Origin of the sequence: Novosphingobium sp. KA1, assembly GCF_017309955.1 — a bacterium.
GTDB lineage: Bacteria > Pseudomonadota > Alphaproteobacteria > Sphingomonadales > Sphingomonadaceae > Novosphingobium.
Window position 1 is genome coordinate 773,296 of record NZ_CP021248.1, and the last position, 23,162, is coordinate 796,457.

Annotated in this window: 19 protein-coding genes; 8 read left to right on the top strand and 11 right to left on the bottom strand. The window is 63.1% G+C overall.

The features are described 5' to 3' along the window. The first annotated feature begins 43 nt into the window (after positions 1-43). Complete coding sequence (locus CA833_RS21400; RefSeq protein ID WP_207081117.1) at positions 44-856, top strand: TauD/TfdA family dioxygenase; 813 nt, start codon at positions 44-46, stop codon at positions 854-856. Positions 857-925: 69 nt separating this feature from the next. On the opposite strand, the gene CA833_RS21405 is transcribed toward CA833_RS21400, so the two are convergent. The 7 genes from CA833_RS21405 to CA833_RS21435 form a co-directional block, all read right to left on the bottom strand. Further along, positions 926-1,723, bottom strand: coding sequence for an NAD(P)-dependent oxidoreductase (locus CA833_RS21405; protein WP_207081118.1), 798 nt, complete (start codon positions 1,721-1,723; stop codon positions 926-928). 13 nt (positions 1,724-1,736) lie between these two features. Next, positions 1,737-2,522, bottom strand: a complete 786-nt coding sequence (locus CA833_RS21410; protein WP_207081119.1) for a carboxymuconolactone decarboxylase family protein — start codon at positions 2,520-2,522, stop codon at positions 1,737-1,739. A gap of 26 nt (positions 2,523-2,548) precedes the next feature. Next, on the bottom strand, positions 2,549-3,406 hold the full coding sequence (locus CA833_RS21415; protein WP_207081120.1) for an SDR family oxidoreductase: 858 nt from the start codon (positions 3,404-3,406) through the stop codon (positions 2,549-2,551). 99 nt (positions 3,407-3,505) lie between these two features. Further along, positions 3,506-4,297 (bottom strand): sugar phosphate isomerase/epimerase, encoded by a 792-nt coding sequence (locus tag CA833_RS21420; protein ID WP_207081121.1) that lies wholly within the window; start codon positions 4,295-4,297, stop codon positions 3,506-3,508. After that, a complete protein-coding gene (locus CA833_RS21425) occupies positions 4,297-5,547 on the bottom strand; it encodes an MBL fold metallo-hydrolase (protein ID WP_207081122.1) in 1,251 nt (416 codons plus the stop codon). Before CA833_RS21425 ends, CA833_RS21420 begins: the two co-directional genes overlap by 1 nt. A 92-nt stretch (positions 5,548-5,639) precedes the next feature. After that, positions 5,640-6,929 carry a sulfotransferase gene (locus tag CA833_RS21430; RefSeq protein WP_207081123.1) on the bottom strand — a complete coding sequence of 430 codons (1,290 nt, stop codon included), beginning with the start codon at positions 6,927-6,929 and terminating at the stop codon, positions 5,640-5,642. Next, a complete protein-coding gene (locus tag CA833_RS21435) occupies positions 6,926-7,744 on the bottom strand; it encodes an SDR family NAD(P)-dependent oxidoreductase (protein WP_242526587.1) in 819 nt (272 codons plus the stop codon). The genes CA833_RS21430 and CA833_RS21435 overlap by 4 nt, the downstream gene beginning before the upstream one ends. Before the next feature lie 117 nt (positions 7,745-7,861). Between CA833_RS21435 and CA833_RS21440 the strand changes: the two genes are divergently transcribed. Continuing rightward, positions 7,862-8,665, top strand: a complete 804-nt coding sequence (locus tag CA833_RS21440) for a FadR/GntR family transcriptional regulator (RefSeq protein WP_207081124.1) — start codon at positions 7,862-7,864, stop codon at positions 8,663-8,665. Between the two features lie 82 nt (positions 8,666-8,747). Here the strand turns inward: CA833_RS21440 and CA833_RS21445 are convergent, their stop codons facing one another. Both CA833_RS21445 and CA833_RS21450 read right to left on the bottom strand, forming a co-directional pair. Then, positions 8,748-9,605, bottom strand: a complete 858-nt coding sequence (locus CA833_RS21445) for an SDR family oxidoreductase (RefSeq protein ID WP_207081125.1) — start codon at positions 9,603-9,605, stop codon at positions 8,748-8,750. A 20-nt stretch (positions 9,606-9,625) separates the two neighbouring features. Further along, on the bottom strand, positions 9,626-10,924 hold the full coding sequence (locus tag CA833_RS21450) for an MFS transporter (protein ID WP_242526588.1): 1,299 nt from the start codon (positions 10,922-10,924) through the stop codon (positions 9,626-9,628). A gap of 317 nt (positions 10,925-11,241) precedes the next feature. On the opposite strand from CA833_RS21450, the gene CA833_RS21455 reads away from it, so the two are divergent. Together CA833_RS21455 and CA833_RS21460 are read left to right on the top strand one after the other, a co-directional pair. Continuing rightward, complete coding sequence (locus tag CA833_RS21455; protein ID WP_207081126.1) at positions 11,242-13,977, top strand: TonB-dependent siderophore receptor; 2,736 nt, start codon at positions 11,242-11,244, stop codon at positions 13,975-13,977. A gap of 219 nt (positions 13,978-14,196) precedes the next feature. Then, entirely contained in the window at positions 14,197-15,210 is a 1,014-nt protein-coding gene (locus CA833_RS21460) for an AraC family transcriptional regulator ligand-binding domain-containing protein (RefSeq protein WP_207081127.1), read from the top strand. Between the two features lie 163 nt (positions 15,211-15,373). On the opposite strand, the gene CA833_RS21465 is transcribed toward CA833_RS21460, so the two are convergent. Next, positions 15,374-16,186, bottom strand: coding sequence for a helix-turn-helix domain-containing protein (locus CA833_RS21465; protein ID WP_207081128.1), 813 nt, complete (start codon positions 16,184-16,186; stop codon positions 15,374-15,376). 469 nt (positions 16,187-16,655) lie between these two features. After that, positions 16,656-17,054 (bottom strand): glycine zipper 2TM domain-containing protein, encoded by a 399-nt coding sequence (locus CA833_RS21470; protein ID WP_207081129.1) that lies wholly within the window; start codon positions 17,052-17,054, stop codon positions 16,656-16,658. Positions 17,055-17,813: 759 nt separating this feature from the next. On the opposite strand from CA833_RS21470, the gene CA833_RS21475 reads away from it, so the two are divergent. The 4 genes from CA833_RS21475 to CA833_RS21490 all read left to right on the top strand — a co-directional run bounded on the left by CA833_RS21475 (position 17,814) and on the right by CA833_RS21490 (position 22,761). Further along, entirely contained in the window at positions 17,814-18,332 is a 519-nt protein-coding gene (locus tag CA833_RS21475) for an RNA polymerase sigma factor (RefSeq protein ID WP_207081130.1), read from the top strand. A 1-nt stretch (position 18,333) separates the two neighbouring features. After that, complete coding sequence (locus tag CA833_RS21480) at positions 18,334-19,281, top strand: FecR domain-containing protein (RefSeq protein ID WP_207081131.1); 948 nt, start codon at positions 18,334-18,336, stop codon at positions 19,279-19,281. Between the two features lie 22 nt (positions 19,282-19,303). Next, positions 19,304-21,652, top strand: coding sequence for a TonB-dependent receptor (locus tag CA833_RS21485; protein ID WP_207081132.1), 2,349 nt, complete (start codon positions 19,304-19,306; stop codon positions 21,650-21,652). A 302-nt stretch (positions 21,653-21,954) separates the two neighbouring features. Continuing rightward, positions 21,955-22,761, top strand: coding sequence for a MipA/OmpV family protein (locus CA833_RS21490; RefSeq protein ID WP_207081133.1), 807 nt, complete (start codon positions 21,955-21,957; stop codon positions 22,759-22,761). Positions 22,762-23,162: the final 401 nt, after the last annotated feature.

A 23,162-nucleotide genomic window follows, 5' to 3' on the forward strand; every position in this document is an offset into this window, starting at 1 on the left:
TGACGCTAGCAAGGCATTGCGATGAATTATGGAGAGGGATCCCATGCGTTTCGAGACAACAAACCTGATGCCGCTGATCGGTACGCGCGTCGAGGCGGACCGGACGATTTTGCTGGAGGGGACCAGGGCAGCGGATCTGCTCCAGTTGCTGGAAGCGCGCGGCGTTCTGGTGTTCCCCAGGATCAGCCTCAACGACGAGGAGCAACGTGTATTTGCCAGGACGATCGGCATCCCCACGGATCAGGGCGAACGGGGGCTGCACAAGATCAGTCTGGACGACAGGGTGACGTCCACGGCCAAGTATCTCAAGGGCACGATCCTGTGGCACTTTGACGGCTGGAACGATCCTGTTCCTGCTCGCGGAACTGTACTGACGGGCCGCAAGCTTTCATCCACCGGCGGGCAGACCGAATTCTCGAATGCCTATGCCGCCTACGAGGAACTGCCCGAAGACCGCAAGGCGGCGCTCGAAGGCCTCAGGGTCGCGCATACGATGGAGGGCACCCAACGGGGTGTTCACGCGGACGTCACAGCGGAAATGGAAGCGGACTGGGCGCGATTTCCGATCCATCGGCACCCACTTGTCTGGACGCACCGTTCGGGTCGCAAGTCCTTGCTCCTCGGCTCCAGCGCGGACTGGATCGAGGGCATGGAGGCAGACGAGAGCACGTCGCTGCTGGCCGAGCTGAAGGAGTGGGCTTGCCAACCGCGCCTCGTCTATCGTCATGAATGGCAGGTGGGTGACATGATCGTCTGGGATAATTGCGGCGTGCTCCACCGCGTGGAGCCTTATCCGGTGGATAGCGGACGAGTGATGCACCGTGTGACGTTGGACGGTGAGGAGGCCATTGCCTGAACGGTCTGTCCTATGTCGCCAGCGTGATAGCGGATCAGCCCGAACCACGCTGGCGAGGTTGCTTCGGCATCAGGCCTGTGCTGCTGAAAGAAATGGACGTGCAGCCGATGCGAGCGTTCGGGTGCTGGCCTGGTCCGTGAGGATCGTCTCAAGGAGGCTGACGTCCTTGGCCAGGAGCGCTGCACCGTGCGCGAAAGCACCTGGCTGCGGCAGGCGGGCATAGACTTCAAACCCGAAGCTGCGCCCGCTGCTGGCCTTGATAAGGGCTGCAAGCGCATTCCGATCAATGCCGAGCGATGCACCGGCCTGCAAGGCCGCATGCGCGAGGCCCATGTTGGCTGCCATCAAGGCGTTGTTGACGATCTTGGCGCGCTGGCCAGAGCCAGCTGGACCGAGATGGACCAGCGTTCCTGCAAATGTCTCGAGAACGGGCTTTGCCTGCTCGAAAGCGTCGATTGTGCCGCCGCACATGACTGTCAGCGTGCCGTTGGCGGCTGCGCCGCCGCCGCCGCTTACCGGCGCATCGATGAAGGCAATCCCGCGGGCTTCGCAAATCGCGGCAAGGGCTTCGCAGCTTTCGGGCAGGATCGTCGAATGAATGGCCAGCAGGCTGCCGGCGCGCATCGCAGGAACAAGGGTGTCGCAGATTTGCGCGACCCCTCCATCATCCACCACGCAGATGCCGATGTGATCGGCTTCTGCGGCGAGCGCTGCAACGTCGCTGGCGACGGTTGCTCCTTTGGCCGCGAAGGGTTCGAGCGCCTCGGCGCGCCTCGCCCAGACAGTCAGCGGATAGCCGGCTGCGAGCATACGCGCCGCCATCGGGCCGCCCTGGCTTCCGAGGCCGATGAAAGCGGTCTTTAGCATAGTTGGATTGTCCTCACGCATCCCAGGCGAGCCCGGCCTTGTAGTTCTTGATCATTGCCATGACCGCGCCCTGGATGACCGAGGCCTTGGGCCATCCGGCATGGACAGCATATTGCAGCACGAATTCCTGCAGCTCGTCCGGCTGGCAATTGCCGCTCGACATGGCCGCGTAGAAATGGGTCTTTATGGGGGTAGTCGCGCAGCTTTCCGAAACGCCGACAAGCGTAACCCAGCGCCGAGAGCGCTGATCGAGGCCGGCGCGCCTCCACATCTCGCCAAAGACGAAGTTGTCGATCCCGGCCTCGAAGTACGGTGTGACAGGGGGCGGCCCCGGAAAACCCATGACGGCGTCGAACTCGTCGATGCCTTGCCGGATGCGCTCTTCGGGGTTCCAGGGTTCCACCCGGATCGGTTCGAACGGGCAGAGCGGGTAGCCCAAGGTACCGGCCACCCGGGTCACCGCCCGGTCCAGCTCGATCCCGCGTGACCAGCCGGTATAGACGGCCAGATGCAGCGCTGCCTCGCGTAACTCGATCTGGCTGAGGTCGCCTATCACCAGCGCTCCGCGGATGTAGTCGTCGAGAATATCGACCGGGCCATTGCTGCTGGCTGCGCTTGCGATGGCGATCAGATAGCGGGATTTGCGGTCGAGACCGGGCCGACTCCAGATCTCGGCGAAGAGATAATCGCGCCAGCTGGCCTCGATCGGTGTCTCGGGTGATGGGATCGGCCGGGCAATGACGGCCTCGCCCACAACCTGGCCTCTGGCCGTGCGATCTTTCGGGTCGAGCAATTCCATAAGACAGTTCCTCGATATGCGCAGGCTCAGGCCTTGATGGAATCGATCACGTCCTGAGTGATGCCGGGACGGCCCGGATCGCCCGCGAGGAATTCCTGATGCTTCTTTTCGATGAAGGCATCGGGCCCTGCGGCCCATTCCGTCAGCGTATCCCAGGCTTCCTCGTGCGTCGGCACGATGATCTTGCCGGCCTCCATCGCGTCGGAGAGAACCTGGGCCGTCTGCTGCTGCGACATCACGCTGAGATGGCTGCCCGGCGCCCGCATCACGTAGTTCTCACTGAAATGCTTCATCGATTCCGGCGACGTGGTCATGACCGGACCCGGACACAGGCAGCTCACGCGAATGCCGAACTGCTTGAGGTAAAGCGCCAGGTTCTGCGACATCGAAACCACGGCGGCTTTCGAGGCGGCATAGTGCACCCGGCTTGCCGCGAAGGGGTAGAGACCGGCGAAGCTCGCGGTATTGACGATGTGCCCGGAGCCGCGTGCGATCATGCGCGGCACGATCACATTGTTGGCCCGAACCATTCCGAAGAGATTGACGTCGAACATCCGGCGCCACTCTTCGAGCGGAAGATCTTCCGGATTGCCGCCGGACAGGATGCCGGCATTGTTCATGTGGATGTCGAGCGGGCCGAGGGCCTTTTCGGCAGCGTCGATCGTCGCTGCAACCGAGGTTTCGTCGAGCACGTTGCAGTGAAGCCCGATCGCATCGCTCCCAGCGTCCCTCAGTATCTGGGCTGTTTCCTCGGCGCCGTCCTCGCTGATGTCGGCGACGGCGACCCGGGCCCCGCGCGCGGCCCATTCCTGGGCGATGCGGCGGCCGATGTTCTGGCCAGCGCCAATGATAAGTGCGGTTTTCCCGCCGAACGTCTCAGACATTGTACCTCTCCTTGCCCTCTGTTTCGGGGCGCTGTTTTCGACCTTTTCGCTCACGTTTGATGACCGTTTGTCGGGCTCGTCCCGTTCGCGAGGGCCTGGTCAGATTTTCATGGTGTAGAGGAGCTCGGAAGCGGCCTCGATGCCGGCGATCAATTCGTCCTCGGTGGTGTCGGCGGTGTAGTCGGCCGGCACCACCTCAAGATCGAAGACACCCGCATAGCCCGCGTCCAGGACGTCTCCCATCATGCGCTGAAGCGGCAGGTCTCCCTGCCCGATGTGAGACCGCCCGCTGCGTCCGGAAATCGCAATGTCGCCGATCTGGACGAGGGCGATGTGCTCCATGGCGCGCCTCAGGGTCGCGGGCAGGCCGCGTTCCATCCAGTTGTTGCTGAAATCGGAGACGATGCCGAGGCCGGTCGCGTCGGCGATTTCGATGGCATCAGCCAGCGTCGTGCAGAACGAGACGCTGGTCCTGAGGCTCGGCTCGAATGCGGCGATGACGCCGCGCTTTTGGGCGTGGGCAACGGTCGGGGCAACGGCCTCTCTAAACAGCGCGAAGTCTTCGTCCCAGTCGCAGTTTACGGTCCGGCCGGTAGTGAAATAGATCGAATGGCCGCTGTGATCGGCGACCAGATCGATCATCGTGCGGTGAACGTCGCGGGTCGCATCCCAGCTCGATGGATCGGCAAGCTGGAAACCCGCCGTGATCAAGGTGCTGATCCTGATGTCGGCATCGTCGAGCGCGGCGAGTTTGCTTTCGGGGGCGTCGACGATCTTGTTCATGAGAATGCCCGCATGCCGCACGCCCATGTCCTTCCAGAGCGCCAGTTCGCGCTCGAAGGGCCACTGGAACGAGCACATGGCATCGACCGAAAGGCGAGGGTGGACCATCAGTCTTCGCCTTCCAGTGTGGCCTCAAGGCGGCGGATCTCGCTTTCGAGCCAGCGCACTTCACTGAAGTTCTCGCGTCCGGCCGCTTCCAGTATCAGCCTCTGGGCATAGAGCTGGATCTCGAGGGCTCGGCGATATTCTGGCGAGGCAGGCGTTATCGCTTCGGCAACATGAAGAGCCTTGAGCGGCTGGTTCTCGCGGAAATAGCCTGCGGCAAGATCGAGCGCTGCCGCATCGCCGCCCGCAAGCGCGATGAGATCGGGGATCACCGATTGCGGGGGAACCGAATAGAGCTCGGTGGTCGATTCGTACCGGAACCAGCCCATATGCTCTTCCCAGATCGAACGAACGATCCAAGGCACTTTGCCGTGTCCCTGCGGGATCGCGAGCGCGGGCGGAAGCTTGATGGTATCCATCAATTCCCAGAGCGACTTGCCGGCGTTCATTCCCTTGAACGTCTCGTCGCGAAGGTACTGAACGGCATCGCGCATTCCGGTGAGGCTGGCGCGGATATTGGCCGCACCGCGAACGGGCTCGCCATGGCCGGTGATCAGCACTTCAGGGTTGAGGTCGATCACCCGCTGCACGCTGTCGAGGTACCACTGGACATAGCGATATCGCTCGCCGCGCACGGTATAGAGGTTCGGGACATGCCCGAAGATCGGTCCGGTCATGTTGCCGGTGAAGACGATCCTCTCCAAGGGCAGCCAGACGACCAGCGAGTCGACGGTTTCGCCGCCGGGGACCGAGTAGAGCTCGAAGCGGCGGCCGCCGAGTTCGAAGGCGTGGCTGTCCTGGAACGTGGTCGTGAGGACGGGTTCCGGCCGTTCGGTGAGTTCCTGCTTCTGGTCCCTGCTCCACAGGCGGCGGGAACGCGTGCCCATGGCCTTGCCAAGATCCCGGTACTGCGTGCGCACGAACGGCAGGTTGGCCTGGCCGATCGTCTCGATGCCCGGCGCATTGAAAGTCGGCCAGCCGCCGATGTGATCCTCGTGGCTCTGGGTGAAGACGATCTTGCGGATCGGTTTGTCCGTCACGGCATCGAAGCGCCGCTTGTTCTCGGCGGCGCTGTAGATGATGCCGGTGTTTATGAGGACGCTGCCGGCAGGCGTGGTCACCAGATAGAGGTTGGAGACATCCTTCGACATGAAGATGCCGCTGCCCAGGTCGACGGCGTCCTGCTTGCCGACGCCATCGTTGATAATCTGGGCATTGAGGGGTTGGTTTGCGTCGCGGCTGATCGATTGCATATCATTTGCTCCTGCCCGCGCGGGCATGCTCAACAGCGCCAGGAACGCGAGCTCGCATCGCAAGTGCGCGTGCCAGAGGCTGTTGGATCTCATCATTTCACTTCCTGCTTCACCTGAAAGCGGTCGGTGTAGAAGGAGAAGCGCTGGCGCAGTGCCGGGATGTCCAGATTGAAGTCTCCGGCGAGGTCGTAGACCACGCGCCCGTCTTTCCCGCGCGGGTGACTGTCCATGTAGTTGCGCATGTCGGCGATGCTCTGATCGTTCGATTCAAGCCCGGCAAACTCAAGCACGCGCTGGGCGGTGCCGACGTCGTCGGCGATGACATCGCCAAAGAGAATGTCGAGGCGCTGACCGGCAGGAACGGCGTCCATGTCGCGCAGATATGCCCGCAGCATCCGTTCGATGCGATCGACCCAGTAAGCGACGTGGGCCTGGATGTCGGGTTGCTTCTGGTGGGCGAGGACCGAGAGCCCGCGCATCGTCAGTACCGATTGTAACAGCGCCAGCGGATCGCGGTGGATCTGGACGATATAGGCATCCGGATAGTTCGCCACGAGTGCGGGGATCTGCTCGCTGTGCTGGTTGCCTTTGAGGATCCAGCGCCGCTCTGACGGGAACTGCAGGGCGATCGCTTTCAGCATGCGCTTGCCGTAAGCGTAATGCGGCGTCTGATCGTGCCCGAGCAGATAGTCGCGCCAGGTCGGCACCTCGGCCATCCATTCCCATTGGTAGGTGGTGAAATCCGGCATCTGCAACTCGTTCTCGCCGCAGGCGTGGTCCGGTGAATGCTCGTGCATCGCTGCCATGATCGCATTCTGTTTCATCCGGTCCCAATGCGCGCTCGAGCGTACCCAGCGCGGATCAAGGCCGTCCGGGCCCGGCGTTTCGCCGGGCGCCAACACCGCTTCCGATCCGAGGTAGACGGGCAGATGGCGCAGGCGGCGGTCCGCGGCGATGAGGTTCTCAAGGTGCGTGGTGCCCGAGCGCGGAAGGCCGACGATAATGATCGGCCGGTCGATCACCTCGGCGTCGACCTCTGGATGGCTGTCGAGGAAGGCCTTGTTCTTGAGCCTGTTGGCCGCCTGCTTCACGCACGAGGCGCGGAACTGCGCCTTGGCGAAGCGCCAGAGATTTGCGTTTGTCGCGACCTCCCCGGCCAGAACGGCCAGCCGTTCGGTGAAATCCATCGGTCCGAAGTCGCTTAGGCCCGTCTGTGCCTTCGCATCGGCCAGGATGTTCTCGACGCTCATGTCGAGAGGATCGGTTTCCGCTGCCTCGAGTTCGGCGCGGCGCTCCGGCGTGATCTGGGGGTCTCGGAACTGCTCAACCCGGAAGACCTTGGTCTGGACCTTTTCGGCGTCCTTTGTGGGTGCAATGCTCATGCCCGGCGCTCCGCGGAAGTGTTGAGTTTGCCGGCATTGGCCATCCAGCCGCCATCGACGCGGACGAGGTCGCCGGTGTGATAGCGCGAGGCATCGCTCATGAAGTAGACGCCGATGCCTTCGAAATCGGAAGGGTTGCCGAAGCGCGGGATCGGGCACCGCTCGCGCACCTGGCTTCCCAGCGGGGAATCCGGTCCCTGATCCTTGACTGTCTCGCTTTCCGTGTAGCCGGGGCAAACGGTGTTCGCGCGGATACCGTACTTGCCAAGGTCGACTGCGATGCCGCGGGCCAGTGCCGCCATCGCGCCCTTTGAGGCATTGTAGTGTTGCATACCGATCGAGCCGGTGACGGCGGAAAGGCTGGCGCAGAACAGGATCGATCCGCCCGCATCGCCCGCTTCGGCGCGGCTGCGCATATGGCGTGCCGCCTCGCGAGCGAGATAGAAGGCGCCGTGCTGGTTTACCGAAAGCAGGTCGTGCCAGGCCTCGCCGGTCATGTTGGTGAAGCAGCCCTGGTTCTTCATGAGGCCGGCATTGGCGATGGCGCCATCGACGCGGCCCATGTGCCGGACTGCCTCGGCGAATGCCTCGATCACGCGCGCCTCATCGACAACATCTACTTCCTGGGTGAAGATGCGCCCGCCGAATTCGGCGATCTCGGCCGCGGCTTCCTCGTTCTTGTCCTTGCGGCGGCCCCAGATGACCACGTCGCCGCCCGCCCGGGCGATGCCGCGCGCGAATCCCAATCCAATACCTGCGTTGCCGCCAGAAATTACGACGACGCGGCCGCTCATGTCCCAAGGAAGACGTGACATGCCTCTCTCCAAATTTGATCCTGAATGATCGTTGGGGACAATCTCTGTCCCGACTCTATTTATCGATACCGATTGAATAGGATACTCTATGGTCATGTCAAGAAGCGGTGGGCCCACTTGCGCATCGCTGCTGCGAACATACTGGACGAGGAGGCAAGTTTCGTGTTTTCAACGAGCGGCATGACAAAGCGCGAAAGCAAGCCGGCGCTGGCCGCCGCCGCAGAAAAACTGAGGGAGATGGTGCTCGCCCGTGAGCCGGGAGAGTACATTGGCCGCGAAGAGGAACTGGTCGCCGGCCTGGGTTATGCCCGGGGCACGGTGCGTCAGGCCGCTCGTCTCGTCGAGCGGGAGGGGCTGCTTGTTGTCCGTCGCGGCAACAATGGCGGCTATTTTACCTCTAGGCCGGATGCCACCACGATAGAGACGGTCGTCACGACTTATCTCACGATGATGGACGTTCCGCCCGAGGACGTCACGGTCATCGCCACCGCCTTGTGGGTCGAGGCGATGCGTAAGGCCGCGCGTGCTCCGCATGAGCGCATCGTCGAGGGCATCGCATCGCTGCTCGAGCGGACGCGTGCGGTTTTGGACGATGCTGGTTTCGACGAAGTCCGGGAGCTTGAGCGCGAGACCCAGGACGTGGTCTTCGACCTTGCCGGCAGCTCGTACATCAAGCTCATCTTCGACATCAACGTGGCATTCTCGCGCCGCACCTATCAGGGGCCGGCCGCCGACGACGTTTCGCCCGAGCACCGCCGGTTCGTCCAGAGCTGGCGCAATGCGCGACTCATGGAGTTTGGGGCTCTGGTGCAAGGTGATCCCGAACTGGCGGGAATTGCGAGCCAGTACAGCAGGAAGGTCTGGGCGCGGCGGATCCGGGCGCGCTTCCAGATGAAGCCTGAGGAGGAGATCGCCGACTGAGCCGGCAGGGTAGGCGATCCCCCGCCCGCCTCCTGGCCTCGTTTCCGCGATCTTTCCGGGCATTGCCGCTTCGGGCCGGCGGTCAGCCTTGCGGCACGGTGAGGGCGGCACTGAGCCCGCCGTCTACAAGCAGATCGGTGCCGCTGATGAACGCGGCGCGATGGGATGCAAGAAACTCGACTGCATCGGCAATTTCATGCATCGCGCCTTCGCGGGCGAGCGGGCTCTTGGCGAACATGCGCGCCTTGTTGGGGCTCTCCCCATATGTGCCGCGCCCCATCGGTGTTGCGATCATACCGGGCGAGAGTGAAACGATCCTGGCGCCTCGCTTGCCCCAGGCAGCGGCCTGGCTGCGGGCCATCGCCAGTAGCCCGGCCTTGGACAGGGCATAAGCAGCAGCCGGTGTCGCTCCCTCTTGAGCGCCGAGATGAGCGCGAAGCCGCTCCGCAAGCTCGTCGGCGGCGGGATCTGCAAGGATACCGGCGGCTGCCTCGTCAGGTTGGCTGAGGTGCGCTGCCATCGAGGCGATCAGAATCGCGCAGCTTCCCGCCAATGCCATCGGCAACAGGGCTTGCGCGACGAGCGCCGGCCCGCGCAGGTTCACCTCCACGATTCGCCCGAAATCTCCCGCCCCGATCGAGAGGCCGGCGACATGGACCAGCGCTCTGAAGCCGCCGAGATCGCCAACGCGTGCGGCAAGATCGGCGACCGAGGCTCGCGATGTGACGTCGCATTGTACCGCTATCGCTTCTCCTCCTTCGTTGGCGAGAGCTGCCGCCTGCCGTTCGGCAAGCGCGCCGTCGATATCGGCCAGCACGATCCGGTGCCCCTGGGCCATGCGGCGGGCGATCGCCATTCCCAGACCGCCGGCGCCGACGACGACCGCATTGGGCAGGTTGCTGCGGGTCGCCGCGCCGCTTTCGCCGAGGGTGTTGGACACTATGTTTGTCTCGCTTGGCTTCAGGCGCTTGCCGGCACCTTGGTGGGAGTGGGGTCAGGCAGGGGCGAGGGGGTGGGCCATTCCGGATAAGCGCGCAGACTGAACACCAGACCGCCCGAAATGAGCGAGATCGCCACGCCCACCAGCAGCAGCGGCGTATAGCTGCCGAACCGGTCGTAGGAGAGGCCGGCGGCCAGCGGGCCGACTGCCGAGGCCAGCGCGATAACGCTGGTCATGAAGCCGAAGATGGTCCCGTAATGCCGCATGCCGGCATACCGCGCGGTCAGGTAGCTGCAGAGCTGGATCTTCGTTCCGGCGGCATAACCGCTGATCATGATGCCGACGACGATTGTGGCAGGCGTTGCGATCCCGGCCATCAGCATCGGCCAGCCGATTGCTGTGGAAGCGAGGGTAACGCCACCAACGACGCGGGCATGGAAGCGGTCGATGAGTGTGCCGGACACCAGCTTGCCGAGAACGCCGGCAATGCCCGAGAGGCTGACCAGCCACGCAGCCTGGCCCCGGCTCATGCCAGCTTCGACGAGAATTGGAAACTGGTGCACGACGATCGCGATCGTGACGGTGAGAACGAGAAACGTTGCGATCGCGACCTTCCATAGCGATGAATCGTGCCACGCTTCCTTGACGCTCAGGCCGGGGAGGGGGCTTGCGGCCTGCAACCCGGCCCGTCCGGGGTGCCTCGCCTGCCGAAGCTGCCTTGCCCGGTCACGCAGATCGAACAGAAAGAGGGCTGAGAGGATGAGCGCAAAGCTGCCCCAACCAAGCCCCAGTACGAGATAGGCGGTGCGCCAGCCGAATGTCTCGATGAGGTAATTGGAAAGGGGCGGGGCTACGACCTGGGCAAGTGCGGTCCCGGACATGGTGACGCCGAGCGCCAGGCCGCGTCCGCAGGTGAATACGCTGGCGATCGCAGTCGACCACAGCGTCGATTGGACGAGAAGAACGACGATGCCCCAGGCAAGCCAGAGGGCGATCCATTGGGCAAGCGAACCGCTCGTCATCGAGAAGGCGGCGATCGCCACGCTGGTCATGGCGAGGCCCGGTAGCGCGAGACGCCGCGATCCGTAGCGGTCGATGAGATTGCCGACGAACGGCGAGCAGAGAATCGAAAGTAGCGAGGAAATCGCCATCCCGAGGGACAGTTCGGTCCTGCCCCAGTGAAATTCAGCCCCGAGCGGATCCATGAAGACACCGGCCGAGGCGGTCATAAACGACATGAATGAAAACCCGATGCAGGCCGCCAGGACCATCGGCCAGTGCCGGCGCCACTCGGCGCGAGCCGTTTCAAGCTGATCCAATCCAGCTCTCCCACAGTTTGGAGCGTCGCTTCCGCGCGAACGTCTATGGGCAAATCCTGCGTGATCGTTTGCTGCGAGTCCACAACAAAAGGGTCCTATTTGATGGAGTCCTCGCTGTGATCGCTGGCGCGTTCACCTTCCGAAATTGGCTTAGTCATTGAGGGCCCTTATATGAAAGGCCGCGCGCTACAGAGGAGTCATCGCAGACTCGATCAGTTGCTTGCAAGGCGCCCTTACCGTCGCTGAAGAGTTGCCTTGCATCACGCCATCCTTTTTAGAGTGTCCTTAATGAGGAAAACTCAAGGGAGAGAATGCTGATGAAGACATCGAGTCCGAGCCTGTGCCGATTTAGTCTGGCCGCAGGTGTCGCCCTGTCATCGCTGATACCGGCCATGGCCTATGCACAGGATGACGAAGCGAAGCCGCGCGCCTCGAGTGAAAACGAAATCGTCGTGACCGGCACTTTGATTCGCGGCATTGCACCCGCCGGCTCCAATGTCGTGGGCATCAGCGACGAGCAGTCGAAAGTTTCCGGCGGCACTTCTACCAACGAAGTGCTCGCGAGCCTCCCCCAGGTTTCCAACTTCTTCGGCGTCGTGCCGGCCGGTGTCTCGCCGGTCTCGGGCGCGAACTCGAGCAATCCCATCGCCCGCCCCAACTTGCGCGCACTGCCTGCGGCCAACACGAGCGGAGGCGCCCAGACCTTGGTCATGATCGACGGCCGCCGCGTGGTCGGCGCCGGCACCCAGCAGCTTGCGGTCGACCCGGACATCATACCTCCCGCCGCAGTCGAGCGAGTCGAGGCGATGCTCGATGGCGGTTCGGCCGTTTATGGCTCGGACGCTCTGGGCGGCGTTCTGAACTTCATGACCCGCAAGACCTACGACGGCGTCAAGATCGACGCCCGCGTCGGGATCGGTGATGCCTACACGTCGTATGACAGCGGTCTGATCGCAGGCAAGACCTGGGATGGCGGCGGCCTTTATGTCGCCTACAACTTCTCCAAGCACGATGCGATTTACGGTTCCGACCGCAAGTGGGTGAAGCGGATCGATTGGAACACCGGCGTTCCGGTGGGCCGCAACTGCGCCGATCCGACCGTCTCGATCGGCAGCAACACCTATCTCGTCTCGGGCAGCAGTCTCGTGGCCGGGGGACCCAATACTTGCGATCCCTCTGACGATACGGCCATCTATCCGGCGGCCGAACTGCACAATGTGATGGCCCGCTTCACCCAGGCACTCGGCAGTTCGCTCAGCATCGATGTGACCGCGCTCTACGCCAACCGGCAGACGCGCGGAAACGGCGGCGCGCTAGGCGTGCTCGGCAATACGACGGGAACCGTGACGGTCTCGCCGTCCAATCCGAACTACATCGATGCCGGCGGCGCAGACGCCGGCAAGTCGCAGACGGTCCGCTTCAACTACGCCTCGGTCGACGGGCCCCGCTCGCAAACCCAAGAGACGGATCTCGAGACCTGGAGCGTTTCGCCCAGCCTGACTTACGACATGGGCTCGAACTGGCAGGCGCGCGCTCTCTTCAATTATGGCAACAGCCGTGTGACCTACCGCAACAACGTGATTGATCCCGTCGCGCAGGCCGCGGCGCTCGCGAACGGTTCGCTCGATCCCTACAATCTGGCCGCAACCGATCCGGCGGTGCTTGCCGACATTCTCGACGGATATGAGCGGGGGTACGGACGCAACGAACTGTTCGACTACCGCTTCATCGTGGACGGGCCGCTGATGCGGCTTCCCGGCGGCGATCTCAGGGCTGCAGTCGGCGCGGAATACATGCGCGATATTTTCCAGCGCCAGACGACCGACACCAAGCTCAACCTTCTGCCGCGCGACCATTATACCCAGACCGTGAAGTCGCTGTTTGGCGAACTTCAGGCCCCGATCGTGACAGGCGGCGGAGCAGGACTGGCCGAGCTCATACTCTCGGCTTCGGGCCGCTACGACAAGTACAATGATTTCGGTGACACCTTCAATCCGAAGTTCGCATTGACGTACAAGCCGATCGACTGGATCTCCATTCGGGCCAACTGGGGCAAGTCGTTTACCGCGCCTTCGCCGGTCGACCAGCTGGGCCCGCTTTCGGCGACAGCGACGCTCATTCCCGGCGCCTATCTCGCGCCGCCGCCGGGCCAGTCCTTCGCCACCGGCGAGACCGGGGTTTACCTCGGCAACGGCTCGGTCACCGGCCTGACTCCGCAGAAGGCGAAGAGCTGGTCGATTGGCGCGACGATCGAACCGCCGGTGATCGATGGTCTGACGCTGAGTGCGTCCTATTACGTCATCAACCTCAACGGCACGATCGGCCGGCCGGTGACCGGGACGAGCCTGACCGACTATTACAACAATTTCCCGAACCTTTGGACTTATCGCCCGACCGGGCAGGAGTTGGCGCAGGTTCTTGCAGGGCTCGCCAACCAGAACAACGTCGGCTTCACTCTGCTCAATCCGACCTCGACCGACCAGGCTCTCGTCAGCGTAGGCGGCAGCGGGGCAACGCCGGTGGGCGTGGTCCTCGATACGCTGGTGCGCAACCTTGGCCGGACCAAGCTCAGCGGCATCGACTTCGATGCAAGCTATGTCCTCGACACGAGCTTTGCGTCCTTCGACGCGCGGATCGCGGGCAATATCCGCCTCAAGCAGGATACCAAGGCCAGCCCGACGGCATCGGTCGTCGATGATCTTCTCTACGGCACGCCGACGACGAAGTTCATGGCATCGGTGGGAACGACGATCGACAAGCTACGCGCGCAGGCGACCCTTTATCATACCTCGGGCTACGAGCGCGCCGACAAGGGTCTGGCCTCGGCCTTCGGACAGAGCCGGATCGGCGCCTTCGATACGGTCGATCTCTATTTCCGTTACACGTTTGCGGGCAAGGGGATCGCCGACGGACTGGCGCTCTCGCTGAACGTCAAGAACGTCCTTGGCGCCGAGCCGCCGGTCTACAAGAACGTGGGCCAGAATGGCTACGATCCCAGCAATGCCTTCACTCTGGGCCGGGTCTTCCAGATCGGCGTCGAAAAGGCGTTCTGATCCGGTCTCCGGTCTGCTTCCCCCTCCTATCCAGGCGGGCCGGGTCGGTGCCGGAACATCGGAGATGCAGTTCATCGCGCCCGCGCTTTGGCGCGGGCCGATTGAGGGGACGGTTCTCGGCGCGATCCGATCGTGAGACAATCGGAGCAAAGGTTGCCCGGTACTCAGGAAACGGCCCCAGCTATGACTTGTCAGGTCCGAGATACCGTTGCCCAGTGGATGCCGGAATCGGCATCCGAGGCCATTCAGGCGCCTATCCTTCGCCACTTTCCGGCCTTGGTGCGCGACCTCGGCGGCGATCCGGCAGCCATTCTCGGGGCCTTCGATCTTGCCACCGAGGCCTGCGACAAGGAGGGGGCGGTCACCTGCCGTCAGTGGGTGGGCGTGCTCGAGTTCGCCGCAACTGTGCTTCAGGCAGAAGATATCGGGATGCGCCTTGCCGAGCGGCAGGGCGGTGTCGGGTGCTTTGGACCTTTGGGCAGGGTCATGCGCAATTGCCGGAATTTCGGCGATTCGCTGAATTATGCCGCCACCCACAATGCAGCCCACAGTCTTGCCGTCCGGGTGTGGATGGGGCGGACCACTTCGGGGCAGTCGGTCTTCATGGGACATGAACTTCTGGGCGAAGATCTATCCAATCGCATGCAGGCGATCGAGCATGCCTTGCTCGCCGGACATCTCGCGGCGCGAGCCACCACCGGAGGCCGGGTCGGCGCGCGCCGGGTCCATTTTCGCCACCAGGCGCTGGCCGCTAGGTCCGTATATCGCCGCCATTTCCAGTGCGAGGTCCGCTTCTGCTGCAATGAGGACGGCCTCGCATTTGCCGCTGCCGACATGCAGGCGCCGATATGCGGACCGGACGATGTTTCGCTGCCCGATATGATCGAGGAGATCGAGCGAACCTACGGCGACAGGCACCCGCCATTTCATGCCCAGGTGCGCGGTGTGGTCATGCCTCTCCTCTGGACGGGGAGTTGTGCAGTTGAGGATGTTGCGCGCGTTCTCGAGCTGCACCCCCGAGCCCTGCACCGCAGGCTCCAGGAAGAGCAGTGCAATTTCCAGTCGATCAAGGATGAAGTTCGGCGCGATATCCTCGTTTTCTACCTGAAGCGCACCAGTCTGTCGTTTGGCCGCATATCGGAGAAGCTCGGATTTTCCGAGCAATCGGCAATGTCCCGATTTGCAAGGCAGCAGCTCAACGCGTCGCCTCGGGAACTGCGACGCAGTCACTGACCGGCGGTCGCCGGGGCGTCTCTGGTTCTCCTTAGGAGCGCAGGGCTCGCTGCGGCCAGTCGCGGGTCGATGCTGCTGGTGCTGGCGCTGCGGCGGGGCATTGCTCCGTAATGAACTGGGGACTGCAATGACCCACCGGCAGGCGTGTTTCGAAAGGTCTTGGTCAGGCAGCCCAGTGCATCATCTCGATGTGACCGGTCTGGCATTCATCGGGCAGGAATTCGCGCATCGTCTCGCTGATCGCCTGGAGCATCGCTGCGCTATTCACGAGCTCTTCCTTGGCAAAGACCAGGCTGACGGCCATTGGCCGGCCGTCGGGCTGTCGGGGCATCAGTGCGGAAAATCCGCAGGCGTTTGTGTCGAAACCTACCTGCCCCACGACATAGCGGCGATCTGCGGCGGCCTCGATCTCGGCAAGCAAGTCCGGAACGTGAAATTTGCGATGGTCCGGCGCTTCGGAATTCAGCCGACGCAGCATGCCCTCGCGGCGCGGCTTCTGGAAGGTCGAGAGCATGAGCAGGCCGGCGGCGCTCTGCTGGACGGGGTCCTTCATGCCGCTGGCAAGTTCGCGGGTCGAAGCCATGGCGAGGGGGGCGTGCCGCCAATGAACGATCTGGCTGTCGAGGCCGACCATGGCGGTAAGTGCAACCGAGTAGCCTGTGCGCTCGATGAGCGCGTCGATCAGCCGCACTATACGTCCATCGCGAACGAAGCGCGGCTGTCCGGCCGTGCCGATGAGGGCGGCGCGCGGCGTAGGATGGTAGGTGCGTGCCGCGTGATCCTTGCGCAGGATGCCAAGTTCGACGAGCGAGCTCAGAAGCTCCGATGTGCTCGATTGCGGTCGGTCGAATCGGCGCACGATATCCATGACCGTCGCCTGGGGGTGGGCGTCATCGAAGTATTCGAGCACTTCGATTACCCGGCGGGCAATCTTTGCCTTGTTCGATACGTGCGACTGCGATGCAGGTCCGGCCATTCAGTCTCTCCTCTCGTCGATTGGCGCTGCTCGCTCGAGGCCCACTGCCTAAAAACGAGTCCGCCTCATTTTATGCTGACTAAGGTTATCATTTCGGATGAGCGAGTCGCAAGCGTTAAAAGGATCCTCTTTGAGGGCCTGGGAATTTTCTGTGAGGTGCGCGTCAGGGCGCGCGCCGCTTACGTGGAGGCGGAATTGCTGTCCGGCGATCTCACCGCGAAACTCCCGGAGTTTTGTACTTCCTGGCAGCATCGTGTGAAGTCGGAGTTCTCTTCCGCGAGAGCGACAATGTCTGGACAAGAAAAAAGCCGGCCACACAGGGCCGGCTGAAGTATTTGGGAGAGGATGCCTTAAAGGCCTCTTTTCGATGTCTTATGTTGCGATGCAATGCAAGTGGGTGGTGTGTGTGCACGTGCAGCATCGCCCGGGCGCTTGGTTGGGATGGCGCGCATCGCTGATCCTGCTCGCCTTAGCGGCACTTGATTTCGCCGCGATCGATCTGCCGGCCGAGCAGCGCACCGCCGCCAGCGCCGATGAGGGTTCCGAGCGTTCCGCCGCCAACGGCCTTGCCGATGAGGGCGCCGCCGATACCGCCAATGACAAGGCCCGTCGTGCCGTCGCTCCGGCGGCAGTAGGCGCGCCCGTCTCGGCCGCGATAGATCCGGTCGTTGCGGCCAAGGCGGCGATCCTTGTACTTGCCGGAGCGATAGGACCGCGAAGGTTCCCAGTTACGATCGTTCTCGCGCCACTGGTGTTCGTATCGATCGCGATCTCGGTCCCGGTCGCGCCGCTGCTGAGCCTCGGCGGGGACTGCGAGGCTCGATACTACGCAGACCAGCAGGGCAAGCGAGGTGGCTTTGATTTTCATGGTGTCTCCTGGTCTTGTTGGATTTCCGGCGGCCCAATCGGGCTTGCGAACATCGAGGGAGGGGTGGGCTGGGTAGCGGCTCAGCCGGCGCGGCGGTCGGATATTCCCCGGTGGCGGCGGCCCCCGGCGAGCGCGTGGGCGGCGATGGAAGGCTGCCCGGATACTGTCCTGATCATGGAATTACCTCGCACCGTTGATGTCCGAGGAATTGTCCTCTCCATGTGAGACACCGCTGATGCGCGGCCGCCTCATCATAAAATTCGCAGGGCGTATGACCGCCCCGGTTCAGCGGCCGATCCGGATCGGCCGCAGCGGGCTTCAAACAGGACTCTTATCTTGCAGTCTTCGAAAAAAATGAATCGCATGAAATCAGCGATTCGCTAGCCGGACTGGTGATGGCGAATTTCAAATAGGTTCCCCTATGGCGAGATTTCGTGTATTTGGTCGCTCGTCCAGGCAGCGTTTGCCGGCGGCGATGGCGTTTGGGCGTAAGCCGTCCGGGGCTCGGGGCAGGACAGGTCGGCGATGCAGTTAGATGCCGCCGGGGAAGGACTTCCCCAGCAAATAAATTCGTTGCTCAAACTGGCGGAATTCGCGCACTTTTGCAGTGCGCGCTCAGCCATTTGAGCCCTTCGGGTCGCAGCTGAAAGGCACGGACTGACCGGTCGCGCTCACGCAGTGCCGCGTTCAAACGAGAAGTTGGCTAGAACAATGTCGAATGGTGGTTTGCTGGGGGTCCTTATGGACATACGACCAGCATTGCTGCGCTTCCTCATCCTTCGCGGCGCTACGCCGGAAGAGGCGGAAGACGTGGTTCAGGAGATTTCGATCCGTCTGGCTACGGCGCCCGTGGCGCCGGTGGCGCAAATGCGCGCCTATCTTTACCGGATGGCCTCGAACCAGTTCCTCATAAATCGGCGCACGGCGGATCGGCGTTCGCGGCGGGAAGTCGATTGGGTCGACGCCAATACGGGTGATCCTCCGGAAATCGACGAACGCCCGTCTGCGGAGGCGGGCCTCATCGCGGCCGACGAGGTTCGTGTGCTGCAAGGGGTGATCGATCGCCTGCCCGAGCGCACACGGCAGATCTTTCGCCGGTTTCGCCTCGAAGGCGAGCCGCAGCGCGACATTGCCGAGGACCTAGGCATCAGCGTAAGCGCGGTGGAAAAGCATCTGGCACGGGCATACGAGGCAGTCGCATCGATCCGAAAAAGACTTGATGGGGATCGACTGCCGGAGCGGCATCTCAGGTCGGGGGTAGACCGCTATGGAATCTGACATGCAACTGATCGACCGCGAAGCAATCGACTGGCACGTGCGCCTTCGCCACGGTGGTGACGAAGTCTGGGAGGCATTTGCCGAATGGCTGGCCGCCGATCCTCGCAACCAGGCCGCTTACGACGAGATCGCAGAGATCGATTTCGATCTCGACGACCTGCTGCCGCAAGTCTCGTTCATCGAGAGCGCAAACGACGATGACGGCGAAGGTGAAGCGGTCCCGTTCAAGAAGCGGCGCTTCTGGGCGCCTGCCGGCCTCGTGGCAGCCTCGCTGGCTGCAGTCCTGACCTACACGCAGTTCAGCACCGATCGCTACGAGATCATCACCCGGCCCGGCGAAATGCGCCAGGTCGCGATTGCGCCGGGATCGAGCGTCACGCTCAACGGCGGGACGAAACTGATCCTCGACCGCAAGGACAGCCGATTTGCCTCGCTCGAGGGCGGGGAAGCACTGTTCCGCGTCAAACATGACGCGGCCAGGCCTTTCACGCTCAGGGTCGGCGACAACCAGGTCCAGGACGTGGGAACCGTCTTCAATGTGGTTCACAGCAACGGCGCTGTCCGGGTTGCGGTGGGTGAGGGTGAAGTCCTCTACAACCCGCGCGCTGAAGCCGTGAAACTCATGGCCGGAGAGGCGCTTGTCGATGGCGGGTCCGGCGGGATGGTCGAGGTGAAAATGACCGATCCGCAGGCCGTCGGTGCCTGGGAGCGCGGGCAGCTCATCTATTCGGCGGCTCCGCTCTCGCAGGTCGCTGCCGACCTCAGTCGCAAGCTCGGCGTCTTCGTCACGGTCGAGGGAGCCCTTGCAAACCGGCAGTTCTCGGGCACCTTGTCGCTCGACGGATCTGGGGCAAAACAGCTTCCCCGGATCGCCGTGGCCCTCGGGGTGGGCCTTGAGGAACGACAGGGCGGATGGATAATGAAGCCGGGGGACAGTGGCGCGCACTGATTGGGTTCTTGCAGTTGCAGGAATGACGACATGCATACCCGTCGCGGCCGCAGCCAAGCCGACGGACTTTCGCGTTGTCCCCGGGCGCCTCGGCGATGTCGCCGCTGCGCTCGGGGTGCAGGCGCGCGTCACAGTCGCGGTGTCCGATCCCGAGGTTGCCATGCGACCTTCGCCGGGCGTCACCGGCCCGCATTCCTTGCCCGATGCCGTCTCGCGGATACTCCGAGGGACCGGTGCGCGCGCCGTGTTCCACGACGAGAGGACCATCTCAATCGTCGCTGATCGCACGCGGCCCGCTGCATCGTTGCCGCCGCGCGCTGCGGTGACGGTATCGGTGCCGCCGCCCGAAACCGTGGGCGAGGACATCGTCGTTGCCGCGAGCAAGCAGCGCGTGACGATCGACCGCTACCCAGGATCGGTCAAGGTGATTGGTCTCTCGCCCTCCTGGACAGCGGCCAATGGTTTCCAGGGAACCTCGGCGCTGACCGCGCTGCAACCCACGCTCAGCGCCACCGACCTGGGGCCCGGGCGTAACAAGCTCTTTATCCGGGGGATTGCCGACAGCAGTTTCAGCGGGCAGACACAGGCGACTGTCGGCGAGTATCTCGGCAATGTGCGCCTCAACTACAACGCCCCCGATCCCGATCTCAATCTCTACGACATTTCGCGGATGGAGGTCCTCGTCGGCCCGCAAGGCGCGCTCTACGGGGCCGGCTCGCTTGGCGGGATTGTCCGGCTCGTGGCCAATACGCCCGATCCCGAACGCTTTGCCGTCACGACCGCGGCGAACATCGGGGTAACCCAGAACGGCGGGATCAGCAGGGATGGGGCAGGCATGCTCAACATTCCGCTGGCCGACGGCGTGGCAGCGCGCGTGGTGGTCTACGGCGGCTATTCGGCAGGCTACATCGATGCGCCCGACCAGGGGCGCCGCGACATCAATGGATCGCGGCGCTACGGTCAGCGCTTCAGCCTGAGGAGCGGGGATCTCTCCGGCTGGACGCTCGATCTCGGGTTTATCTTCCAGAACATTTCGGGAAGCGACGGGCAGTACACGATCAAGGGCGAGCCGGCACTGACGCGCTCGGGGATGACAGCCCAGCCTTTCGAGAACAACTACCGGCTGGGCTACGTGAGCGCCCAGCGCGCGATCGGCAGCCTTGAGCTCAATACGACGACCTCGCTCAGCCTCCACCAACTGGCAACGACCTACGATGCGACCGGATACGACCAGTCGGACGCTCCGGCGAGCTACGACGAGCACAACATCATCCTGCTGTTCTCGCACGAGACGCGGGTGTCGGGCGGCAGCGCTGCCAAACCGTGGGTGGCAGGTGTCTCGGCCGTCGTGAATTCGAGCTACATCTCGCGGGATTTCACCACCTCGGATGGTCCCTACGACATTCCCGGAGTGGTCAACCAGCAAACCGAAGTCGCCGTGTTCGGCCAGGCTTCCCGGCCGCTGGGCCAGACCCTTACCGGCACCCTGGGCGGGCGACTGACCTACAGCGCCACCAAGGGCTTCCTGACCGGCGATGCCTTTGAGGATCTTCCGGCTTCGCGCCGCAGGGCCGTGCGCTTTTCGGGGACATTTGCAATCGATTGGCGGCCCGGGGGGCCGGTTTCGGGCTTCTTCCACTACCAGCAGGGCTATCGTCCCGGCGGGCTGGGCTATGGGCTTTCCGAAACCGGTATCGCGGCGCAGCGCTACGACGCCGACGATCTCCATATGAATGAACTCGGTATACGCATCGGCGATGCGAGGAACGACAAGCTCACGGCGCGCGCGGCCGTTTTCATAGCGCTCTGGCGCAATATCCAGGCCGATCTCATCGGCAGCAGCGGCTTTTCCTACACTGCCAATATCGGGAACGGTTCGATCCACGGTCTCGACGGCGAGGTGAACTGGCGTCCGCGCCCCAGCCTCTCCTTCTCGCTTGCAGCCTTTCTTAACGACAGCAAGGTCGGCAAGCTCAGGTCGGGCATTGTCCCAAGTACGTCGCCCGAGGTCCTGGATATCTCCAGGACCCTTCCAGACGTCGCGCGAAGCGGCGTGCATTTCTCGGGCGAATGGAACGGGCGCCTCAGCGATCGCATCACGGCCACCGCGCGCGGCTCGCTCCGATATGTCGGCCGCTCGCAGCTCGGGATCGGTTATCCCCTCGACGTCTCGCAGGGCGATTACGCGGTCGCGGACATGTCGCTTCAGCTCCAGAGAAGAAATCTCGGGCTGACGCTCTCGCTCGACAATGTCGCCAATACCCGCGCGAACACATTCGCCTTCGGCAATCCATTCGGGCTGTGGCAGCGCAACCAGATGACGCCCTTGCGGCCGCGGACGCTGCGTCTCGGCCTCCAGGCAAACTGGTGATCGAGCCGGGCCATCCGGCTTTGTAACCAATGGCAATTTTCTTGTGAGGGTGCTCGTAGCGAGCGGTGTCTCACAAGCGAATGGAGTTTACATTCCGTCCCGATCCTTGCCGATCGCCCTGCTCAGATTGCCGATCCGGTGCCGCACACGCGGACCCGGACATAGTCTCTCCCGCTCCGTTCGTGGCGGGAGAGGGCGGCTGTCCGCAGGACATCGCCTGGCGTGATGGGACGGCTTGAGGCTCCTTCGCTTTTGGACACGGCCTGGCCGACACGGCTGGACCCAAGGAGTTTTTGCCTCGCATGACCAACGATCTCACCCGGCCCGCGCGCCTCATCGCAGCTGGAGCCGCATGCCTTCCCTTGCTCTGGGCCGGCTCTGCAAACGCGCAGCAGTGGGGCCGTCTGCCCACCGAGCAGTCGAGTTCGGCCGATGACGATCATGTCATCATCGGTGTCGGCGCCGGATATGCCCCTTCCTATCAGGGGGCCGACGACTACCGGGTGCTGCCGATGCCGGCAATCGATGTCGACGTCGGGCCATTCTACGCCAATCTTCGCAACGGCGTGGGCATCAAGGCCGTCGACACCGGCAAGATCACGCTCGGCGGCGGTGTCACCGTCATGCCGGGATACCGCTCGAAGGACGTTCCCGACGGTATTGGCAAGCTTTCGATCGGCGTCGGCGGACGCCTTTTTGCCAGCGTCAATGCCGGCGGCGTTGTCGCCACCGTTGGTGCGACCAAGGGCTTTGCTGGCGGGACCAAGGGTCTCCTTGCCGATGCCAGCGTCTCGTACCCGATCCCCGTCACCTCGCGGATCACTGTCATTCCCACGGTCATGACCACCTGGGCGGACAGCAAGTACAACAACGGCTACTTCGGCGTGAGCGAATCCCAGTCGCTTGCCTCGGGTCTTTCGCAGTTCGAGATGGGCAGCGGCTTCAAGGATGCATCGGCCATGTTGACTGTCAGCTACCGCATGACCGACCACATCATCGTCAGCGCATCGGGCGGTGTAACCACGCTGCTTGGCGACGTGAAGGATAGCCCGCTTGTCTATCACACGACCCAGCCGGCGGGCTTCATGTCTGTCGGTTACCGCTTCTGAATATCGGGGATGGGGGATGTCTTCCGGCGCCATGCGTCAGAGAGTGTCCCCTCCCATATTCGGCCATTCGGCTATGGGAGGCGCGGCAAATTGCGCAAGGCGCGCAGCGAATTAAATGCGTCTGTTCAGTGGTTAACGAGGAATATTCGTAAGATCCGAAATTTCTCGTGGGGAAAGTGCTTCGCGGCAGTGTCTCAGTTTTGAATGGAGATTGCCATGTTTTATGCAAAGCCGATGAACACCTGATCTGATGGGGCGCCGAGGCTCCCTGAATACTGATTGCTCACTGTCCGGCTGCGATTGCCGGAAGTCAGCGTAACTATCCCGCCACGTTCGGCAAGAAAAGCCGAACCACCGGGTCGCACAAGTAGGCAGGGACACGCAGGCATAAGGCCGGCGAC

What these genes read in the sequence shown, in the direction of transcription:
- CA833_RS21400 (WP_207081117.1), top strand. Translation starts at nt 44, where the DNA reads ATGCGTTTCGAGACAACAAACCTGATGCCGCTGATCGGTACGCGCGTC.
- CA833_RS21405 (WP_207081118.1), bottom strand. Translation starts at nt 1,723, where the DNA reads ATGCTAAAGACCGCTTTCATCGGCCTCGGAAGCCAGGGCGGCCCGATG.
- CA833_RS21410 (WP_207081119.1), bottom strand. Translation starts at nt 2,522, where the DNA reads ATGGAATTGCTCGACCCGAAAGATCGCACGGCCAGAGGCCAGGTTGTG.
- CA833_RS21415 (WP_207081120.1), bottom strand. Translation starts at nt 3,406, where the DNA reads ATGTCTGAGACGTTCGGCGGGAAAACCGCACTTATCATTGGCGCTGGC.
- CA833_RS21420 (WP_207081121.1), bottom strand. Translation starts at nt 4,297, where the DNA reads ATGGTCCACCCTCGCCTTTCGGTCGATGCCATGTGCTCGTTCCAGTGG.
- CA833_RS21425 (WP_207081122.1), bottom strand. Translation starts at nt 5,547, where the DNA reads ATGCAATCGATCAGCCGCGACGCAAACCAACCCCTCAATGCCCAGATT.
- CA833_RS21430 (WP_207081123.1), bottom strand. Translation starts at nt 6,929, where the DNA reads ATGAGCATTGCACCCACAAAGGACGCCGAAAAGGTCCAGACCAAGGTC.
- CA833_RS21435 (WP_242526587.1), bottom strand. Translation starts at nt 7,744, where the DNA reads ATGTCACGTCTTCCTTGGGACATGAGCGGCCGCGTCGTCGTAATTTCT.
- CA833_RS21455 (WP_207081126.1), top strand. Translation starts at nt 11,242, where the DNA reads ATGAAGACATCGAGTCCGAGCCTGTGCCGATTTAGTCTGGCCGCAGGT.
- CA833_RS21460 (WP_207081127.1), top strand. Translation starts at nt 14,197, where the DNA reads ATGCCGGAATCGGCATCCGAGGCCATTCAGGCGCCTATCCTTCGCCAC.
- CA833_RS21465 (WP_207081128.1), bottom strand. Translation starts at nt 16,186, where the DNA reads ATGGCCGGACCTGCATCGCAGTCGCACGTATCGAACAAGGCAAAGATT.
- CA833_RS21470 (WP_207081129.1), bottom strand. Translation starts at nt 17,054, where the DNA reads ATGAAAATCAAAGCCACCTCGCTTGCCCTGCTGGTCTGCGTAGTATCG.
- CA833_RS21480 (WP_207081131.1), top strand. Translation starts at nt 18,334, where the DNA reads ATGCAACTGATCGACCGCGAAGCAATCGACTGGCACGTGCGCCTTCGC.
- CA833_RS21485 (WP_207081132.1), top strand. Translation starts at nt 19,304, where the DNA reads ATGACGACATGCATACCCGTCGCGGCCGCAGCCAAGCCGACGGACTTT.
- CA833_RS21490 (WP_207081133.1), top strand. Translation starts at nt 21,955, where the DNA reads ATGACCAACGATCTCACCCGGCCCGCGCGCCTCATCGCAGCTGGAGCC.